The sequence below is a fragment of the Frankia sp. CgJB1 genome (assembly GCF_977947065.1).
On record NZ_CDWTNB010000036.1, the window covers coordinates 1 to 18,687 of the forward strand.

Consider the following 18,687-nt stretch of genomic DNA (forward strand, 5'->3'; position numbering starts at 1 on the left):
GTTGTCCACTGATCGAAGGGGATGGCGAACAGTCGACATCCTCGTCACGATGAGTCACGCTTTCGGTCGTGCCGCCATCTCCGGACCACTTTTTCCGCATGTGTTATTCCCAGACCCTACGTAGCGTGGTAGAAACATCAGCGATGTAGACGAGCCGGTGTATCCCAACTGGTAGAGGAGGCTGTCCTAAAAACAGCTCGAGTGTCGGTTCGACTCCGACCACCGGCACAATCCTTTCTCGGTCATCCGGGCATCTGACCGATGAACCGCGGCCGACGAGGGGAAGGCTTCGTCGCTGTGAGGATGCGCGTGGGCGTGCGTCGCGATGTCTTGTCGCCGTCCACCGTGTCCGGTGCGCCGGGAACTCCTGCGTCCCAAGGAACGTTCCATACGGTGACGTAGGCTGTAGTCACCGAGGGTGATGCCTCCCCGGAGGCGACCGAGAGGAGCCGGCTCCATGGCCGACCTTCGTTCCTCGAACCCCGCGTTCCGTCGTGGTGGTTTCGCGTCTCCTCCCACGCCGACCCCCGAGGAGCTGGCGAGCCACTACCGCCAGCCCACCACCCTCACGATCGACGACGTCGTCGTGCACACGCTGGGGCTGTTCGCGCTGCTGGCGGCCGGTGGCGCGGTCGGCTGGGCCCTCGCACCGGACTCGCCCGGCATTGCGCTGGGGGCCGGCCTCGTCGCCCTGACGATCAGCCTGTTCGTCTCGTTTCGCAACCTGATCAGTCCGCCGCTCATCATCGCCTTTGCCCTGATCGAAGGGGTGGCGGTCGGGGCGGTCTCGCGCTACTACGAGGACACCTTCAACGGCATCATCCCACAGGCCCTGCTCGGGACCGGTCTGATCTTCGTCGCGATGCTGGTTGCCTACCGTAGCGGCCGGCTGCGAGCCACCCCCCGGATGGCCCGCATCGTGTTCGGCGTGCTCCTCGGGATCGTGCTCCTCGGCCTGACCGACCTCGTGATCAGGGCCACCAGTGGAAGCCACCTGCCGGTGATCAACGATGCGACGCCGCTCGGCATCCTGTTCAGCGTGCTCGTGCTCGGCGTCGCGAGCCTGCAGTTCATCCTCGACTTCGACTACATCGAGCGGGCGATCGAGTCCCATGCGCCGCGTTCCGAGGCGTGGCGGGCGGGATTCGGCCTGCTGATCGGCTTCGTCTGGGTCTACCTGGAGATGCTGCGCCTGCTCTCCAAGCTGCGGCAGTAGCGCGCGGGTCCGTCGTGGGGCCGAGGCCCCGCCGACGATCAGGTCAGGGCGGGCAGGGTCAGGGCGCTCTTATGCAACGGTGTCCTCAAGCCTGGTCCTCAGCCGGAGACGTCCGGCCCCGCCGACCGCGGAGTGATCTGGATGATGCATCGCTGATCGCGGATCATCGCCGCCCGGTAGTTGTCCCAGTCGGGATGCTCACCCGCGATGTCTCGGTAATAGGCGATCAGGAGGTCCATCGCCGCCGGTAGCCGGATGACTTCGGCGGTTCCGTTGATCTGCACCCAGGGCCCGAAGAACTCATCGGGGAACACACAGATCCGTACGGTCGGATCCCGCTCGATGTGGCGGACCTTGTAGGCGGTGAGCCGGCTGCTGATCTGCAGATGCCCGTCGGTATCCACCCCGACGGTCACCGGTGACATCTGGGGCGTGCCGTCCCGGTGGGTGGTGCTGAGTACCGCCCGGTGATGATCGCGTACGAACTCCGTGGCTGCGTCGAGGTCCATGTAGTCATTGTGATGTGCCCGGTGGTCGACCCGGCGCGTCAACGGTGCGGACCGCGTCCGCGTCCCGCGCCGGGTACCCGCGCCTTACCTCGATACCTCACCGGGCGGCTGAGCCTGCGCGTTCGACGCTGCCGAGGTGCCTACGCGCGGATCGCCCGCCGCCGCAGATCGGCCTCATGGACCAGGGCCGCCGCATAGCAGTGCGGCAGGTCGTGCTCGGCTCGCAGCCAGTTGACGCGCTCCGCGAAGCGGAGCAGGCCGGGTCCGTCGTCGAGCCGATCGAGCCAGTGGTTCACGTCGTGGCCGGTTGCCTTCGGTATCCGTTCGATGAGGATCTGGTGGGTCTGGGCGGAGCGGTTCAGCGACATGCGCGCCTCCTGAGATGAAACCCGACGTCAACGGACCATGTCTGGAGGGTGCCCTATACCACAGTAGAGAGCAAGACCCGTTCCCGTCATCGTCAGGTATCCTGCCCGGATGTCCGACGAGGTCCGTGATCTCACCCGTGAGGTCGGCCTGCTGATTCACCGCCTTCGGTGCTGGTCCGGGTCATCATGGGATGTTCCGGTGGAATCCGGTGGCACCAGGGCGGAGCGGGCCGTTCGGCTGCTCGACGAACTGGCATCGCTCGGCGAGCGGGCCGGCACGGGAGTGCCGGCCCGCGCTCGTCCACCGCGGCTGGCGCCGCACGCCCTGACCGACCAGCTCGCGGTCCTCGCCGACGATCTGGTCGCCGCGATCTCGGTGTCCGGTGCGGCGGCGCCGTCCGGTCGCGACGTCCTGGCCGCCGCCCGGGTCGCGGTGCTGGCTGCCCGCCGGGATCTGGACGGCGCGGGCTTCGGGTTCCGCCCCCGTTGAGCGTTCGCTCGGTCCGGCCTCCGCCGGTCGCTCCGATCGTCGTTCACCGCAGGTTCCACGTGCTGCGCACGGTCTCCAGAATGTGTCCCGCGGCGATCCGCGCGCCGTCGAGACTCAGGTGCACGCCGTCACGGGCCCGGGCCAGGACGGTGTTACCGTCCGTGCCGGTGAGGTAGTCGCTGTACGCGCCGTTCTTCGACAACCACGGGGTGAGGTCGAGATATCGGGCTCCGACCACCCTGGTCGTGGCGTCGAGGGTCGCCTCGTTCAGTCGGCGGAAGTAGCCGTTCAGCTGGTCCGGCCGGGCCGGCGGGAGGCTGAGCCACAGCACTCGGCGGGCCCCGTCGCCGCTCCAGATCCGCATCACGACGATGGCACGCCGTCGGTACTCGGCGGCCCACGCGTCCGATCCGGCCGGCAGGACGGTTCCGTCCGGAAGCGTGATGCCCTGGCCGTCGTTCCCGCCCATGGCGACGATCACCAGCTCCGGGTTGCGCTGCGTGATCTGCGCCCGGGCATGGGTGGCCCAGTCGAAGAAGTCGGGCCGCACCAGGCCCGTGCCGAACCGCGTCTCGGTCTGTGCCCGGATCGTGGCGGGCGCACTGTTCATGATGGTCGGACCGAGTGATTCTGTCAGCGAGTCCCCGGTGACCAGGACGCGCAGCGGATCGGCCGCGGTCGGGTGGCGCGGTGGCAGTGGGGAGCGGTGGGAACCGGCGGCGCCCGGCCCGGAGGCGCCAGGGTGATCGGGCTCGGCTTCAGCCCGACTGGCCGCCGATGCCAGCTCGGAGAAGGTGCCGCCGGGCTTGGCGTCGTGACCGAACGCGCGCGACAACCACCGGTCCGGTTCGTCGAGGTGGACGGTCCGGGTGATCCGTTCGATCGGCCGGGCCATGCCCAGCACGAGCGTGCGGGTGAGTCCTGGGCGCATGCCCTCGCCCCCGTGCATCATCGCTGAGGCGCGGAGCACCGCCAGCAGACCCAGGGTGACGGCTACCAGCAGGAAGGCCTGCCGGGCCCGGACGACGCCGGTGGTCGCCGCGGGTGCGGTCGCCGGTGGCCCCGGTGGCCCCGGTGGCGCCGGATCTTCACGCTCAGTCATCGTCCCTCGGCTTCGTCGGCGCAGGTCACAGATGTCCCGGAATGTGATCAGGCGTTGTTGTTCGATTACCTTAAGTCAAGGCTCCGCTCTCCGCCGCTCGTATCGTCCGGCCTGGGCGGCCCCGGCCGGGGCAACGCTCCGGCACCGGCTCCGGCACCGGGATCGGGACGGGGAGAGCAGGCGAGCGTGACTCAGAAGTGGAAGTAGATGAACGGCGCGACGTCCTGCGGGCCGACGATCGCATAAATGATCATGATGCTCAGGGTGAGCAGCGCGATCTGGGCGCCAAGGCGCAGTTGGGCGAAGGCGACCTGCGCGTGGATCCACCAGGCGCGCGGGACGGCGGCGGTGGCCAGTCCCACCCCGATGGCGGCGAGGACCGTCGGAGTGACCAGCGGCGCCGGTCCGCCCGCGGTGAACAGCCGGACGGCGAGCTCGCGCGCCGTTGCCAGGTCGGGCGCTCGGAACAGGACCCAGGTGGCACACACGAAGTGGAAGACGGCCAGCCGGCCGGCCCAGGCGCGGATCGGATTGGGGGCCGCTTCGGGAAGTGAGGCCTGTGTGGCGGTGATCGTCCTGCGGCTCGCCGTGGTCGGCGTCCCCGCGGGGCTGTCGGCGGTGCTGGAGCCGGCAGCGAGACCGGGACCAGCAACGGCGCTGGATCCGCCAGGGGAAAGGACCGGTGCGGGGCTCTCCGATCCCGGCCGGGGTAGCGGCATCGCGGAGAGCCCCGCCGATTCGGCCTGTCCCGTGATCTGCTCCTGTCCTGTGGCTCGGGCCTGCCCCGTGGCTCGTGCCCATTCCGTCGCCCGGATCCGGTCCGCCCGTCGGGCACGTATCCGGCGTTCGGTCACCAGGCCACCGCCGTGCAGCGCTCCCCACAGGACGAACGTCCAGGCGGCGCCGTGCCAGAGACCACCCAGAGTCATGGTAATCATGATGTTGAGGTAGGTGCGCCGACGCCCCTTCCGGTTCCCTCCGAGTGGTAGGTAGACGTAGTCCCGGAGCCATCGGGACAGGGTCATGTGCCAGCGGCGCCAGAAGTCCTGCAGGGTGGTGGCCGCGTAGGGACGGTCGAAGTTATCCGGGAAGCGGAAGCCGAGCAGGAGGGCGATCCCGATCGCGATGTCGGAGTACGCCGAGAAGTCACAGTAGATCTGCACGGCGTAGCCGTAGACGGCCGTGGCGATCTCCAGCGACGAGTGCTGGCCGGGCGCGTCGAAGACGGGGTCGACGAGGCGCGAGGCGATCAGGTCGGCGAGCACCACCTTCTTGACCAAGCCGCCCACGATCAGGAACACGGCCCGGGTGGCTTGGACCTGGTTCGGGTCCCGTGGCGTGGCGAGCTGGGGGATGAACTCGCGCGCACGCACGATGGGACCGGCGACCAGGTGCGGGAAGAACGCCTCGTACACGGCGAAGTCCAGCAGCGACGCGGGTGCGCTGGTGCCGCGATGGACGTCGATGACGTAGGACAGCGCCTGGAAGGTGAAGAACGAGATCCCGATCGGCAGCGCCACCTGGAGCAGGGGCAGCGCTGTGGGGAGGCCGATCTCGGCCAGCGCGCGGTCCACCGACAGGGCGAAGAAGCTGTAGTACTTGAACCAGCCGAGCAGGCCGAGGTCGCAGACGATCGCGGCGATGAGGATGCGGCGGTCGCGCCAGCGGTGGATCGCGACGACGGCGCCCTGGTTGATCAAGGTGGAGGCCACGATCAGCAGCACGAAGCGCGCGTCCGCGAAGCCGTAGAAGAAATACGACGCCCCGAGGATGAACGGCTTCCACAGCCTCGGCCGGGGCATCAGCAGCCAGGAGATCGCCAGCACCACGACAAGGAACGCCGCAAACTCGATCGTCGGAAAGATCACGTGTGCCCGTCCGGTGGGGTTGCCCAGCAGGATAATCGCTATAGGAGGTCGAGTGATTACCTAAAGTAGTTGACGGGTGGGGTGTTCGCCGCTCGACGGCCGCGCTGCCGGCATCCGCCTGGCCCTTTCGGGTGACCTCCGGCCGATTGCCGGCGGAACTCGTGCGCCGGCGCCATGGGATGGCTACCTTCCGACCATGGGCATCGTCTCGGTCAACGGCATCGACCTCGCCTACGAGATCCACGGCGACGAGGACGGGTTGCCGCTGCTCCTGATCGGCGGCCTCGGGCAGCAGCTCGTAGGCTGGCACCCGGACCTGCTGGCCGCGCTCGGCCGTCGCGGTTATCGAACGATCATCTTCGACAACCGGGACGTGGGACTGTCCACTCATCTCGACCAGCTCGGTCGGCCCGACCTGGCAGCGATCCTGAGCGGTCGCTTCGACCTCGCCCCCTACCGGCTCGAGGACCTGGCCGCGGACGCAATCGGCCTGCTGACCGCCCTCGGAATCGAGTCGGCGCACCTGATGGGCAGCTCGATGGGTGGCATGATCGCCCAGATCGCGGCCCTCGGGAACCCCGAGCGGGTGCGCAGCCTCACCTCGATGATGTCCCATCCGGGTGACCACCGGGTGCAGCCGACCGCCGAGGCGATCGCGCTATTCCTGCGGCCGGCGCCGGCCGACCTGGAGGAGTTCGTCCTCGCCGGGCACGAGGCACAGGAGGTCCTGGGCTCGCCGCTGTTCGAGCCGGACGTGGCGTGGCTGCGGCGGCGGGCCGAGATCCAATGGGGCCGTCGCCCGAACCCGGTCGGGGCCATGCGCCAGATCGCCGCCGTGCTCGCGGCGCCCGACCGCACCCCCGGGCTCGCGCGGCTCCCGGTCCCCACCCTCGTCGTCCACGGTGACGCGGACCCGCTCGTCCCGGTCCTCGGTGGTCGGTTGACGGCTGCGGCGATCCCGCTCGCGGAGCTGCTGGAGATCGACGGGATGGGGCATGAGCTCCCCCGCCAGGTCTGGGGCCGCATCCTGGACAAGCTTGACGATGTCGTGCATCGCGGGGGAGTCGATCGTCGCGGGACGCTCGCGCAGGCGAGCTGAGCGCCGACCCGCCCGGATCGTCGCGGTGGCCCGGCCGAGTCAGGTCCCGGGTTTGATGACCATGGAAGCAATGATCAGTACCCAGCAGGCGGTGCTCACGGCGACACCCCCCATGATTGGAAGGGTACGCCGATGCGTGTCACCGCCCGCGTCGATCTCCTTGACGGCGTGGGCGAGCCCGGGCGCGATTATGCCCAGCGAGATCCCCGTGGCCACCACCCACAGCACGAGGGCACCCGACAGCCAGGGGTCGCCCAGCGACCGCACGCTGCCGAATGATCCCTGATTCACCAGCCCGAGGCCCGTCACGACGATGAGCAGTGAGGCGAGCGTGAGGGCCCGGATCATCCGCACGCACAGGCGCAGGATCGGCAGGGCGCCGGCCCCCAACCGCAGCAGGCGCGGGGTGACCACGGTGATCAGTGTCAGTGGACCGATGACGAGGACCCCGACGACGACGTGCACGGTCAGGAGGAGCCCGAAGCTGCCCGAATGCGGCATGCACAGAAGGTATCGATCGTCGTCAGCCGGCTGTATCCCGGGGGACGGCGATCCGCTAGAGCCGGTAGGACTGATAGTAGAGTGACTTCACCACGTCGCCGAAGTGAGTTCCGTATAGCTTGTCGTTGACTCCGGCATAGGCGTAGCTGATCACCCCGTTGACCCAGCCGTGCCCGGAACCGAGCCGGCCGAGGCCGGTGAGCAGTGGCCCGCCGCTGGCGCCGGCCGTCATGCGGCAGGCGACGCCGATCGACGGGCTGCCGTAGGGGTCGCCGAAGCCGGGGCCGGCGCAGTAGACGAGCTGGCTGCCGTCGTAGGGGGGCAGCCGTGGGTAGCCGAAGGTGTACTGCGGATACGTCCCCGGAAGATCGAAGGCGATGCCCTGGGACCCGACCGTGTCCTCGAGATGACGGCCGCGGGACGGGGACGGGTTGAACAGGGCGAAGCCGGTGTCGACGTCGAAGTCGCCCCGATGGGCCCAACCGGACGTCACGGTGAGCCGGCGGGCGGTCCAGATGCCGTAGGGCATCGCGCCGTTGTCGAACCCGGGGATGAAGATGACGTTCCGCGCGAACTGTTCCCCGGTACCGCCGTGCACGCAGTGCCCCGCGGTGACTACGAGGTCACGATTGGGGCTGGACACGACGCTCGCGGAGCAGGCGTAGTCACCGCCGCCGATGGTGGCGAACAACCGGCCGGTGGTCGTGGTCACCAGCCCGCCCCGGGTGTAGGGCATTCCGGCGCTCGGGGGCGGGGGAGCGCCGCTCGCGGCCGTTTCGGAGCCGCCGACGGCAGGCGGGGCCGGCCCGGGACTGAGGGGGGCGGCATCGGCATGGTCGTTCGTGCGGGCCCCGAAGGCTCGGGCCCGCCGCTCCGCGCTCCAGTACCGTTCGACCTCGCGCTGCTCGGCGAGGGTCACCGCCCCCGGCGCCGAGAGGAGCTGTCCCGCGGTGGATCCCGGGTACGTGGCGGCAATCGGCGCGCCCCCTCGCCCGGTGGCCGACGCCGCCTGGGCGGGGCTGGCCGGAAGGGCCGCGGGTGCCAGCGCGACGCCCGCCGTCAGCAGGATCGCGACGGCGAGCCTCGATCGCGCGGGCGGGCGTGGGCGGGCTCGGGTGGCGCCGGGTACATCCGTCGGCGGGAGTGGTCGGAGGCGTGCCGCGCCCGCCCGCCCCTCGCACTCCTGGTCTGCACTCCGTGACGTCACGACAGCGCAGAGTAGCAGTACTGTCGCCTTCTGTGGCGGCTCGCGGGCGTTGTGGGACGGGTGGGTCGGCGGGCAACACCTCCCGGCCTCGTCGACCCATCTCCATGGGTCGGCTGGAGAGGACTGTAGGCGTAAGACAGCTATGTGGTAGATAGTCCGGAAAAGACAGTACCTATCAACCCGTATCATTCAAGCCATATCATCGAGACCATGGCTGGAATCGCGCTGACGCCGGTGTCGTATCTGGTCCTGGGGGAGGTAGCGCGGTGTGGCAGTGCCACTCCGTACGAGCTCAAGGTCGCGGTTGCCGGCTCGATCGGTAACTTCTGGTCGTTTCCGTACGCCCAGCTCTACAAGGAGCCGCCCCGCCTTGCCGCGGCCGGACTCCTTTCTGAGGAACGGGAGGAGTCCGGCCGCAGGCGGTGGATCTTTCGCCTGACCGGCGCCGGCCGGAGCAGGTTGGCCGCGTGGCTCGCCGTCCCGGAGGCCGGGCGCACCGAGCTGCGCGATCCCGGCTTGCTCAAGCTGGCATTCGTCGATCTGGGCCGGCCGGGTGATGTCAGCCGGCTCGCGCGGGCCCAGGCGGCGGCGCATCGCGCTCACCTGGAGGTGTACCGCTCCCTGACCGCGCTGCCCGCGGGTGCCCTGGCCTGGTCGCTGCGCCGGGCCCTCGATCTCGGGCTCGGCTACGAGGAGCTCGCGGTCGAGTTCTGGGAACGCCTCGCCGCCGAGCCGGGCGGGGCGGCGCGGCGGTCAGCGGACGGTGCGGTGCCTGCCCCGGGCCCGCAGGTAGTCCCGGATGACGTAGTTGCCGAGGGCGGCGGGATCGGGTGAGAGAACCCGCCCGCCGTTGCGTCTGGCCATCTCCTCGACGAACTGCACCAGCCGTGGCTCGTCGTCGAGCATGAACACATTGACGGTCACGCCGCGCCGGGTGAGCCGGTCGACCTCGGCCAGGGTCAGCTCCAGGGTCTCGGGCATCGGCGGCCAGGAGAACGAGGGAGTCCCGTCGCGCAGCAGGTGCGCGGTGGGCTCACCGTCGGTGACTACCATGATGACCGGCTCCGCCTGCGGGTAGCGGCTCAGCAGCCGGCCCGCGATGAGCAGGGCGTGCTGCAGGTTCGTGCCCTGCACCATCTCGGAGTCGAGTCCGGCGAGCTCGACCGGCCGCAGCTCCCGGGCGTAGTCCGAGAAGCCGACAATGTGGATCTTGTCTTGCGGGAACGACGTGCTGACGAGCGTGTGCAGCGCGAGTGCCGTCGACTTCGCGATGCCCCAGGTGCCCCGCAGCGCCATCGAGTAGGACAGGTCGACGAGCAGGCACACCGCCGCCGTGGCGCGGCGCTCCGTCTCGGCGACCTCGAAGTCGGCCACCGCCAGGCGGATCGGGTGGCCCCGGCCGGGCGGACCGCCGCGCAGCACCGCGTTGCGGACTGTGCGGACGACGTCGATCGGCTGGGTGTCGCCGAACTGCCAGGCCCGGGAGGTGCCCAGCAGATCCCCGGCGGAACCCGCGTCGGTCACACTGTGATCCCCGCGGCCTCGGGCGGAGATCTGCCGGAAGATCCGGGCCAGCGCGGCCTGCCCGATCCGGCGCACCGCCCGTGGGGTGAGCTCGAGGCTCCCGGCCCGGCGGGTGAGGAATCCCTGCCGTTCCAGCTCCCGTTCGATCTCCTGCAGCCCCCGCAGATCGTCGACGGCGGACCGGCCCAGCGCCCGGGCCACCGCCTCGGGGTCGACGTCCTCCAGGGATGCCCCGGCGTAGTCCTGCCCCAGCGCGGCGGCCAGTTCGTCCAGCTCCGCGAGCTCCTCCAGCGCGGTGGTGGCGTCGCCGAGGCCGAGCGGTTCCTCGCCGGTCAGGCCGTTGCCCAACCGGCCGGCCCGCCCCCGCACCCGTCCACCCCAGTTGAGGTCCGGTCGGGACGCGCGCAGCGCCTGCGCCAGTCGTGACATCTCTACGGCGAGCCCCAGGTCCTCCATCGCCGTGGACATCAGGTCGGCGAGTTCGGAGCGCTGCTGCGGGGTGAGCCCGGCCAGTAACCGCGCGGCGGCGGCGGCCCGGCGGGCCAGCGCGTCGACCAGTTCCTCCAGCGAGCCGGGGTTCTCCGGGAAGAAGTCGCCGAACTCCCGCATGAACCGGGCGAACGCCTCGTCGGTGTCCTCACCACGGGCGTCCGCCTCCAACAGGGCGTTGAGCGCGGCGACCATCTCCCGGATCCGGGCGAAGTCTTCGGGCGCGGCCCCTTCCAGGGCCTGCTTCATTCCCTTGAACTGGGAATCGAGGACCTCGCGACGCAGCAGCTCGGAGATCTTCTCGTACGTCTCGCGGGCCGGCGGGGACCGCCAGTCGTACTCGGCGAGCGAGCGCACCGCACGGGCGGGGTCCGCGGGCAGCGCGTCCAGCTCGGCCTCGCGCAGCCAGGCGTCGTCGGAGGGGTCGGGGAACAGCGCCGCCCGTTCCTGGCCCACGGCGGTGTCGAGCAGCCGGCGGACCTCCTGGAGCGTCCCGTCCATCCGGCCGCGGGACCGGGCCTCCCGCCGGTGCCGCTCGACGGCCCGGCGCATGTCGTCCAGACCACGCCGGCCCGGCATGCCCCGGCGCAGCAGCGACTCCAGCGCCTCCCGCGGGGTGCGTCCCTCCAGAATCTGGCGGGACATCTCATCCAGGGCGTCGGACGCGGTGAAGGGGGAGGCGAGTGGATCGGGTCCGCCGTCCCACGGGCCATAACGGAATGTTCCGGAACTCACTGTTCCTCCTGGAAGCTTCCGTGCGAGGTCAGGTGCCGCCGGGTCAGGTGCCGTAGACGGTCCGTCCGGGAAGCTCTTCCTTGGCCAACCGACGGTTGAGGTGCAGTCCCTCCATCGCCAGCTCCAGTGCGGCCGCCGCGAGCCCCGGCGACTCCGCCCCGTCCACGCCGAGCCTGGTCAGGATCGCCGCGAGCCCGGGCACCGGCCCGACCCGGCGCAGCAGCTCGGCCGCCGCTACCAGGTCGCCGGTCTCGACCGGGCCAGCCGCGTCGAAGCGGGCCTGCAGGCCGGTGAGGTCCGCGCCGGCCAGCCTCGCCCGGAACGTCTCGGCCACCGCGCGGCGCAGCAGCAGCGCGAGGACCTCGTCCTCCCGGTCCTCCTCCAGCTGGTCGAACTCGACCTTGCCGCGTACTGCCGGGACGATCGCGGCGAGGTCGACCACCCGTGCGGTGGGCGTCTCCTCGCCGGTCAGCGCCGCGCGGCGGACCGCCGAGGCCGCCACCGTCTCGGCCGCGGCCACCGACAGCCGGGCCGATACCCCCGAGCGCTGGTCGACCTGGGGGGCGTCGCGCACCAGCCGGGTGAACCGGGCCACGATCTCCACCAGGTGATCGGGTATTTCCGGCGCGCCGAGCGGGGACCCCGCCCAGGACATCACCGCCTCCTGGCGGATCAGCGCCAGTTCGTCGGTGAGGTGCAGCGGGTAGTGGGTGCGGATCTCGGCGCCGAACCGGTCCTTGAGCGGCGTGATGATCCGCCCTCGGTTGGTGTAGTCCTCGGGGTTGGCCGAAGCGACCAGCAGCAGGTCCAGCGGCAGCCGGAGCAGGTAGCCGCGGACCTGGATGTCCCGCTCCTCCAGCACGTTGAGCAGCGCGACCTGGATCCGTCCGGCGAGGTCGGGCAGCTCGTTGACGCTGAAGATCCCGCGGTTGGTGCGCGGCACCAGCCCGTAGTGGACCGTCTCGGGATCGCCGAGCGTGCGGCCCTCGGCGACTTTCACCGGGTCGACGTCGCCGATGAGGTCGCCGACGCTTGTGTCCGGGGCCGCGAGCTTCTCGCTGAACCGCTCGCCGCGGTGCCGCCAGACCACCGGCAGCGCGTCACCGAGATCGGCCGCCAGCGCGCGGCATCGGCCGCAGACCGGCGCGTAGGGGTGGTCGTTGATCTCACAGCCGGCGACGGCCGGCGACCACTCGTCGAGCAGGCTCACCAGAGTGCGGATGAGTCGGGTCTTGCCCTGCCCGCGCTCGCCGAGGAAGATGATGTCGTGACCGGCCAGGATGGCCCGCTCGACCTGGGGAAGGACGGTCTCGCCGAAACCGACGATGCCCGGGAACCGGGGGCCGTCGCCCCGCATCAGGGCGACGAGGTTGTCGCGCAGCTCCGTCCGCACCGGGCGGTGCGCGTGCCCGCTGCGGCGCAGCTCACCCAGGGTGGTGAGCCGCGAGGCGGCGGCCGTCGGCGGGTGGGCCGGAGATGCCACGGTCGGTGGCATGGAATGACTGGGCTGTGCCGGCAGATCCTCCACCCGTCGACGGTACGCCGATGCCGCCACCCGCGCAGCCGGGTCGGCAGTCGTCCGCTGCTGGCGTAGTCAGCCCGAGTAGGGCGACACCGAGACGATCTCGACCTTGGCCGAACGGCCGTTGGGCAGCGTGTAGGAGACGGTCTCGCCCGCCTTGCGCCCGGTCACCGCGCCGCCCAGCGGGGACGCCGGGGAGAAGACCTCGATGGGCGTGCTGTGGTCCTCGCGCGAGCCGATGAGGAACTTCTCCGTCTCCCGTTCGCCGGGGAAGCGCACCTCGACGACGGTGCCGGGGCCGGCCTCGCCGGTCGCCGCGGGTGCCTCGCCGACCTGGGCATCGCGCAGCAGGTCCGTGAGCTGGCGAATCCGAGCCTCCTGCTTGCCCTGCTCCTCCTTGGCCGCGTGGTAGCCGCCGTTTTCCTTGAGGTCGCCCTCCTCGCGGGCAGCTTCAATTTTGGTCGCGATCTCCGTACGCCACGGGCCGGTCAGGTAGTCGAGCTCGGAGCGGAGCCGGTCGTATGCCTCCTGGGTGAGCCAAGTCTGCTGCGTCACGCGGGTCACGCTCCTCGGTGAACATCAAAAGGACCATCATACCAAAATGAATCAAGGAAGATGTCGGGCTTGGTGGCTCTGGCGGCGTCTGGACCGCCTGGAAGCCCCGGACCGGCGGGTCAGCCCTTACGGGTGATCCGACAGCCCTTGCCTTCGACCTCGACCACAAATGCTTCACGCAGGGGTGGGAGGACGACGGGACCGGCCGTCGTCCATCGGCCCTTCGGACCGGGCCGACGACGATGTCGGTGCGCCGGTCGACGGCAGCTCTGCCGTCGAAGCATGCGCGGACGGTGCATTGTGCCACGGCGTTGTGCCACGGCGTTGGGTGACTTTTCTAGACCGAACGCGGGGCGGGCCCCGGCGGTTCCCCGGGCGAGCTCGGACCACCCGGGCCAGTGAGCTCGGAACAACGCCGGGGCATCAGGAACGCCGGGGCATCAGGAACAATGGGCCGCATGCCTGCGGTCCACGATCGGCATGGCCTGCGCTTGATGGCCATCCACGCCCACCCCGATGACGAGTCCAGCAAGGGCGCCGCCACCATGGCACGTTACGCCAGCGAGGGCGCCGACGTGCTCGTGGTCACGTGTACCGGGGGAGAGGAGGGCAGCATTCTCAATCCCGCGATGGACCAGCCGGGTGTCGCCGCCCGGATGGCGGAGATCCGCAGGCAGGAGATGGAGGCTGCCCGGCTCATCCTCGGGGTCCGCCAAGAGTGGCTCGGCTTCGTCGACTCCGGGCTTCCTGAGGGCGATCCGCCGCCGCCCGTTCCGGACGGGCGGTTCGCCACCATCGCGCTCGACGAGGCGGCCCGTCCGCTGGTCCGGTTGATCCGTCAGTTCCGGCCGCAGGTCATCACGACCTACGATGAGTCGGGCGGGTATCCGCATCCCGACCACATCATGACCCATCGGGTCAGTGTGGAGGCGTTCGAGGCGGCCGGTGATCCCGACCGTTATCCCGAGGTCGGTGCCGACGCCGGCCTCGAACCCTGGCAGCCGCTCAAGCTCTATTACCACCTCACCTTCCACAAGGAGCGCATCCTCGCTCTCCACGAGGAGATGATGGCCCGGGGTCTGGAGTCCCCCTATGCCGAGCGGCTGGCCGAGTGGGTCGACCGCGCCGAGGACACCGGTCGGCTCACCACCCAGGTGGAGTGCGCGGACTGGTTCGAGACCCGCGACCGGGCGCTGATCGCCCACGCCACCCAGGTCGACCCCACCGGATGGTGGTTCCGGATACCCCTGGAGGCGCAGCGGGACGCTTGGCCGACGGAGGACTACCAGCTAGCCCGTTCTCTCATCGAGGTCGGCATGCTGCCCGAAGACGATCTGTTCAACGGTGTGTGACTTTCCGGTGATGTGACCTTTTGGACGGCATGTGACTTTTTGAACAGTATGTGATCTATTCAACGGTGCGTGGCCGCGGAGGCGGAGGGCTCGCACGGCAGGGCGTAGGGTCGGAACTGGCGCCCGTCGTGGAGTGTCCCCGTGGCGGGCGGTAACAGCAGGTGTGGCGGACACCAGAGGACACCAGGTGTGAGGACGTGGCCGTGAACGAGGTCTTCGCCGCTTCCGTGCTGGTCGAGAGGAAGATCGACGCCGGAGCCGTCGGGTTCCTCGTTGTCCTGGCACTGATCGTGGCATCCATTGTGATCTTCTTCTTCCTCTCGAAGAGCCTGCGCCGGATGCGGTCGAACGTCGCCAGCGGCGAGTTCGCCGGCGGCGATCCTGATCCGAACGCGATGCGCCGGCTGGACGGTGGAGACGGGCGCCGTGGCGGGCGCGGTTCCGCCGCCTTGCCCGGGGGAGATGCGCCGGTTATCGACGGGGAGGTCGTCGAGGAGACCCCCGGCACCGCCGGCGCCGGTAGCCCGGCGGGCCCGGCGGGTGGCGGCAAGCAGCTGGACCTGCCGACCCAGCCCGGACCCCCCGCGGGCTCCGCGGGGAGCGATCGGTAGGCGGCTGCCGCAGACCCCGGTTAGGCGGGGGAGGTGGCGATATTCACGATCCGACCGGGCACGACGATGATCTTCTTGATCGTCTGACCGTCGGTCTGCCGGGCGAACTCGGGATGCGCGGCGAGCAGATCGCGAACCGTCTGCTCCGCCGAGCCGTCCGGAACCTCGAGGGTGAACCGGACCTTCCCGTTCACCTGGACCGGGATCGTCCTGACCGACTCGGCGGCCAGCGCCGGATCCCCGATCGGGAAGGCGGCCGTGCTGACCGACTCCTCGTGACCGAGGCGGGACCACAGTTCCTCGGCGATGTGCGGGGCCAGCGGGGCCGCCATCAGGGTGAGCGGCTCGGCGAGCGCGCGGGGGGTGGGGGACTTCCCGTAACTTTTGCTGACGAAGTTGGTCAGTTCGATGAGCCGGGCGACCGCGGTGTTGAACCGCAGCCCCGCGTATTCGGCGGTGACCGTGAGGATCGTCCGGTGCAGGACGCGAAGAGCCTCGTCGTCCAACGGCTCGTCGACGACGGCGGCCGCCCCGGTGGTCTCGTCGACGACGGTGCGCCACAGCCGCTGGAGGAACCGGTGCGAACCGACGATGTCGTCGGTGTGCCATGGCCGGTCGGCGTCGAGCGGGCCCATTGCCATCTCGTAGACGCGCAGCGTGTCGGCGCCGAACCGGTCGTACATCTCGTCCGGGCTGACGCTGTTCTTCAGGCTCTTGCCCATCTTGCCCGAGCGCCGGTTGACCGGGGCGCCCTGGAAGAGGAACCGGCCGTCGGGGGTCGCCGTCACCTCGGCCGCCGGGACGTACATGCCTCGGGCGTCGGTGAAGGCATCCGCCTGGATATAGCCCTGGTTGAACAGCCGCTTGAACGGCTCCTTGGTCGAGACGTGGCCCAGGTCGTAGAGCACCTTGTGCCAGAACCGGGCGTAGAGCAGGTGCAGCACGGCGTGCTCGACGCCGCCGACGTACAGATCGACGCCGCCGTCGCCGGGAACCGCGCCCGGCCCGGCCATCCAGTAGCGCTCGACGGTCGGGTCGACGAAGCGCTCGGTGTTGGTCGGGTCCAGGTAGCGCAGGTAGTACCAACACGAACCGGCCCACTGCGGCATGGTGTTCGTCTCACGCCGGTACTGCTTCGGCCCGTCGCCGAGATCCAGGGTGACCGTCACCCAGTCGGCGACCCGGGCCAGGGGGGGCAGCGGGTCGCTCGCGTCGTCCTCGGCCATCGCCGTGGGCCGGAAGTCGGTCATCTCCGGCAGTTCGATCGGCAGCAGCTCGTCGGGAACCGCGTGGGGGAGCCCGTCGGCGTCGAAGACGATCGGGAACGGCTCGCCCCAGTACCGCTGGCGGGAGAACAGCCAGTCCCGCAGCCGGTACGATCGCGCCGACCTGCCGGCGCCGATCTCCTCCAGCCAGTGAACCGTGGCCTTGATCGCCTCGCTCTTCGACAGGCCGACCAGCACCGGGGCGCCGGCCGGACCGGGCCGATACTCGCCCGCACCACTGAACGCCTCGGGCCACTGCGCCGATGGAGTCGCGGGCACTACCCCGTGCGTGGCGTACCAGTCCGCGTCCGGCTCCAGCACGGCGGGGATCGGCAGGTCGAACGCGCGGGCGAAGGAGAAGTCCCGGCTGTCGTGTGCCGGCACCGCCATGATCGCCCCGGTGCCGTAGCCCAGCAACACATAGTCGGCCAGGAAGACCGGGATGACCCCGCCACCGACCGGGTTGCGCACGTACGAGCCGGTGAACACGCCGGTGCGGTCGATGACCTCCTCGCCGCGCTGCCGGTCGCTGCGGTGGGCCGCGAACTCCCGGTAGGCGTCGACGGCGGCTCGCGGGGTCCACGCCGGATCGGCGCCCGCCTCCGGCCCGGCGGTGCCTGCATCCGACCCGGCGGCGCCCGCCGGTTCCGTGCCGCCGCCCCGCCGTCCCGCCGGGAAGCGCCAGCTCACCGGGGTGCCCGTCGGCCAGGTGTCGGCGATCAGCGTGTCGACCAGGGGATGTTCGGGCGCAAGCACCAGGAAGGTGGCCCCCGCCAGGGTGTCCGGGCGGGTGGTATAGATCTCGATGCGCCGGGCGGTCGATGAGCCGGAGGGATCGGAGGGATCGGAGGGATCGAACAGATCGAACGGACTGGACGCACCTGTCCCCTCGCCGGGGGCGACGACGGTGAACTGGACGCTGGCGCCCTCGCTCGGACCGATCCAGTTGCGCTGCATCTGCTTGATCGAGTCCGGCCAGTCGACCAGGTCGAGGTCGGAGATCAGCCGCTCGGCGTAGGCGGTGATCCGCAGGACCCACTGCTTCAGCGGCCGGCGGAACACCGGGTAGTTCCCGATGTCGCTGCGGCCGTCGGCGGTGACCTCCTCGTTCGCCAGCACGGTGCCCAGCCCCGGGCACCAGTTGACCAGCTGTTCGGAGATGTAGGCCAGGCGGTGCGCGTCGACGGCCTTCCGGCGGGACACTTCGTCGAGCTCGGCCCACGCCAGCCCGGCCGGGTTCGCCGCCCGGACCGCGTCAACCGACACGGCCGTGTTCCCCCCGGCGGGGCCGGCTACCGGCGCCCGGGTGCCCGCGGCGAACTCCTCGATCAGCTCGGCGATCGGCCGGGCCCGGTCGGCCTGCGGGTCGTACCAGCTGTTGAAGATCTGCTGGAAGATCCACTGCGTCCAGCGGTAGTAGCCCACGCCGGTCGTCGCGATCTCGCGGCGGGTGTCGTGGCCCAGCCCCAGCCGGGAGAGCTGGCGGCGCATGTTGGCGATGTTGGTATTGGTGGTGTCGCGGGGATGCTGGCCCGTGTTGATCGCGTACTGCTCGGCGGGCAGGCCGAAGGAGTCGTATCCGAACGGATGCAGCACGTGCCGGCCGGACATCCGCAGGTAGCGGGCGAACACGTCGGTACCGATGTACCCCAGCGGGTGCCCGACGTGCAGCCCCGAGCCGCTCGGATAGGGGAACATGTCCATGATGTAGAACGGCTCCCGGCCGGCGACCTTCTCGAAGCCCGCCGAGAGCGGCCCGACCGGGTTCGGCGAGTTGAACGTGCCCTCGTCGGCCCACCGGTGCTGCCAGCGCCGCTCGATGTCGGCGGCGAGCCGGGCGTCGTACCGGAAGCTCGGCTCGCCGCCCCCGGTCCCGGCGGGGGCGCCGCCCGCGGTGCCCGCGGCTGCCGGGGTGGTCCCGCCGGACGCGTCGGTCGGTGCCACCGTGGTGTCCGCGGCGCCGGTCCGGGTGCCGGGCTCGGCCGTCTCACTCATCGCTCGTGCCATCCAAACTCGTTGGTACGTCGATCCTCTCACCGCTCTCGCGGCGGGAACGGCAGCCTGGCGGACGGCGGTCGAGCGAGCGGACGGCGGGGATCGTGCGGTCCCACAATCCTATCCGCCGGGTACGCCGGCGCGGCGGGCCGGTCGAGGAAGCGCGCCGATCACGTCGGCGCGGCGTGGAGATGAGGGCGGACTACGACTACCTGGGTGCGCCTTTGGTTGCATATCCAGAGGCCTACGGGGTTCCGCGGGCCTGGCGGACACAGATCA

16 protein-coding genes and 1 tRNA gene are annotated in these 18,687 nt (G+C 70.4%); 7 read left to right on the top strand and 10 right to left on the bottom strand.

The features are described 5' to 3' along the window. Positions 1-153: 153 nt before the first annotated feature. Positions 154-228 (top strand) — tRNA-Leu (locus AC08OT_RS06565). Positions 229-457: 229 nt separating this feature from the next. Further along, positions 458-1,216: a Bax inhibitor-1/YccA family protein gene (locus tag AC08OT_RS06570; protein WP_476593994.1), complete on the top strand. Its 759-nt coding sequence runs from the start codon at positions 458-460 to the stop codon at positions 1,214-1,216. A 98-nt stretch (positions 1,217-1,314) separates the two neighbouring features. Here AC08OT_RS06570 and AC08OT_RS06575 read toward each other — a convergent pair whose 3' ends face one another. Further along, positions 1,315-1,725 (bottom strand): PPOX class F420-dependent oxidoreductase, encoded by a 411-nt coding sequence (locus AC08OT_RS06575; protein ID WP_476593995.1) that lies wholly within the window; start codon positions 1,723-1,725, stop codon positions 1,315-1,317. A gap of 140 nt (positions 1,726-1,865) precedes the next feature. Then, positions 1,866-2,093 (bottom strand): DUF4287 domain-containing protein, encoded by a 228-nt coding sequence (locus tag AC08OT_RS06580; RefSeq protein WP_011438288.1) that lies wholly within the window; start codon positions 2,091-2,093, stop codon positions 1,866-1,868. A gap of 109 nt (positions 2,094-2,202) precedes the next feature. On the opposite strand from AC08OT_RS06580, the gene AC08OT_RS06585 reads away from it, so the two are divergent. Beyond that, a complete protein-coding gene (locus AC08OT_RS06585; RefSeq protein ID WP_476593996.1) occupies positions 2,203-2,583 on the top strand; it encodes a hypothetical protein in 381 nt (126 codons plus the stop codon). 43 nt (positions 2,584-2,626) lie between these two features. Here the strand turns inward: AC08OT_RS06585 and AC08OT_RS06590 are convergent, their stop codons facing one another. Both AC08OT_RS06590 and AC08OT_RS06595 read right to left on the bottom strand, forming a co-directional pair. Next, positions 2,627-3,685, bottom strand: coding sequence for a DUF459 domain-containing protein (locus AC08OT_RS06590; protein WP_476593997.1), 1,059 nt, complete (start codon positions 3,683-3,685; stop codon positions 2,627-2,629). Positions 3,686-3,876: 191 nt separating this feature from the next. Then, entirely contained in the window at positions 3,877-5,553 is a 1,677-nt protein-coding gene (locus AC08OT_RS06595; protein ID WP_476593998.1) for an MBOAT family O-acyltransferase, read from the bottom strand. Between the two features lie 196 nt (positions 5,554-5,749). Between AC08OT_RS06595 and AC08OT_RS06600 the strand changes: the two genes are divergently transcribed. Then, positions 5,750-6,652: an alpha/beta fold hydrolase gene (locus tag AC08OT_RS06600; RefSeq protein WP_476593999.1), complete on the top strand. Its 903-nt coding sequence runs from the start codon at positions 5,750-5,752 to the stop codon at positions 6,650-6,652. Between the two features lie 39 nt (positions 6,653-6,691). Here AC08OT_RS06600 and AC08OT_RS06605 read toward each other — a convergent pair whose 3' ends face one another. Further along, entirely contained in the window at positions 6,692-7,153 is a 462-nt protein-coding gene (locus tag AC08OT_RS06605; RefSeq protein WP_476594000.1) for a hypothetical protein, read from the bottom strand. A 55-nt stretch (positions 7,154-7,208) separates the two neighbouring features. Further along, a complete protein-coding gene (locus AC08OT_RS06610) occupies positions 7,209-8,360 on the bottom strand; it encodes a trypsin-like serine peptidase (protein WP_476595256.1) in 1,152 nt (383 codons plus the stop codon). A gap of 210 nt (positions 8,361-8,570) precedes the next feature. Between AC08OT_RS06610 and AC08OT_RS06615 the strand changes: the two genes are divergently transcribed. After that, the gene (locus AC08OT_RS06615; RefSeq protein ID WP_476592556.1) at positions 8,571-9,194 is read left to right on the top strand and encodes a PadR family transcriptional regulator; all 624 of its coding nucleotides are present in this window, start codon (positions 8,571-8,573) and stop codon (positions 9,192-9,194) included. Here AC08OT_RS06615 and AC08OT_RS06620 read toward each other — a convergent pair. The 3 genes from AC08OT_RS06620 to greA form a co-directional block, all read right to left on the bottom strand. Then, positions 9,114-11,108: a vWA domain-containing protein gene (locus AC08OT_RS06620; RefSeq protein WP_476592555.1), complete on the bottom strand. Its 1,995-nt coding sequence runs from the start codon at positions 11,106-11,108 to the stop codon at positions 9,114-9,116. The two genes, AC08OT_RS06615 and AC08OT_RS06620, sit on opposite strands and share 81 nt — an antisense overlap. A 43-nt stretch (positions 11,109-11,151) precedes the next feature. Then, positions 11,152-12,603 (bottom strand): magnesium chelatase, encoded by a 1,452-nt coding sequence (locus tag AC08OT_RS06625; protein ID WP_476592554.1) that lies wholly within the window; start codon positions 12,601-12,603, stop codon positions 11,152-11,154. 99 nt (positions 12,604-12,702) lie between these two features. Then, the gene (gene greA, locus AC08OT_RS06630; RefSeq protein ID WP_462185943.1) at positions 12,703-13,185 is read right to left on the bottom strand and encodes a transcription elongation factor GreA; all 483 of its coding nucleotides are present in this window, start codon (positions 13,183-13,185) and stop codon (positions 12,703-12,705) included. Positions 13,186-13,634: 449 nt separating this feature from the next. Between greA and mca the strand changes: the two genes are divergently transcribed. Together mca and AC08OT_RS06640 are read left to right on the top strand one after the other, a co-directional pair. Continuing rightward, complete coding sequence (gene mca, locus AC08OT_RS06635) at positions 13,635-14,537, top strand: mycothiol conjugate amidase Mca (RefSeq protein ID WP_462185942.1); 903 nt, start codon at positions 13,635-13,637, stop codon at positions 14,535-14,537. A gap of 203 nt (positions 14,538-14,740) precedes the next feature. Then, positions 14,741-15,148, top strand: a complete 408-nt coding sequence (locus AC08OT_RS06640; protein WP_476592553.1) for a hypothetical protein — start codon at positions 14,741-14,743, stop codon at positions 15,146-15,148. A 20-nt stretch (positions 15,149-15,168) separates the two neighbouring features. Here AC08OT_RS06640 and AC08OT_RS06645 read toward each other — a convergent pair whose 3' ends face one another. Then, positions 15,169-18,420, bottom strand: coding sequence for a leucine--tRNA ligase (locus AC08OT_RS06645; protein WP_476592552.1), 3,252 nt, complete (start codon positions 18,418-18,420; stop codon positions 15,169-15,171). Positions 18,421-18,687 lie beyond the last annotated feature (267 nt).

Coding starts and splice junctions, on each gene's coding strand:
- AC08OT_RS06600 (WP_476593999.1), top strand. CDS start 5,750: ATGGGCATCGTCTCGGTCAACGGCATCGACCTCGCCTACGAGATCCAC.
- AC08OT_RS06645 (WP_476592552.1), bottom strand. CDS start 18,420: ATGGCACGAGCGATGAGTGAGACGGCCGAGCCCGGCACCCGGACCGGC.
- AC08OT_RS06570 (WP_476593994.1), top strand. CDS start 458: ATGGCCGACCTTCGTTCCTCGAACCCCGCGTTCCGTCGTGGTGGTTTC.
- AC08OT_RS06615 (WP_476592556.1), top strand. CDS start 8,571: ATGGCTGGAATCGCGCTGACGCCGGTGTCGTATCTGGTCCTGGGGGAG.
- mca (WP_462185942.1), top strand. CDS start 13,635: ATGGGCCGCATGCCTGCGGTCCACGATCGGCATGGCCTGCGCTTGATG.
- AC08OT_RS06625 (WP_476592554.1), bottom strand. CDS start 12,603: ATGCCACCGACCGTGGCATCTCCGGCCCACCCGCCGACGGCCGCCGCC.
- AC08OT_RS06605 (WP_476594000.1), bottom strand. CDS start 7,153: ATGCCGCATTCGGGCAGCTTCGGGCTCCTCCTGACCGTGCACGTCGTC.
- AC08OT_RS06590 (WP_476593997.1), bottom strand. CDS start 3,685: ATGACTGAGCGTGAAGATCCGGCGCCACCGGGGCCACCGGGGCCACCG.
- AC08OT_RS06580 (WP_011438288.1), bottom strand. CDS start 2,093: ATGTCGCTGAACCGCTCCGCCCAGACCCACCAGATCCTCATCGAACGG.
- AC08OT_RS06585 (WP_476593996.1), top strand. CDS start 2,203: ATGTCCGACGAGGTCCGTGATCTCACCCGTGAGGTCGGCCTGCTGATT.
- AC08OT_RS06575 (WP_476593995.1), bottom strand. CDS start 1,725: ATGGACCTCGACGCAGCCACGGAGTTCGTACGCGATCATCACCGGGCG.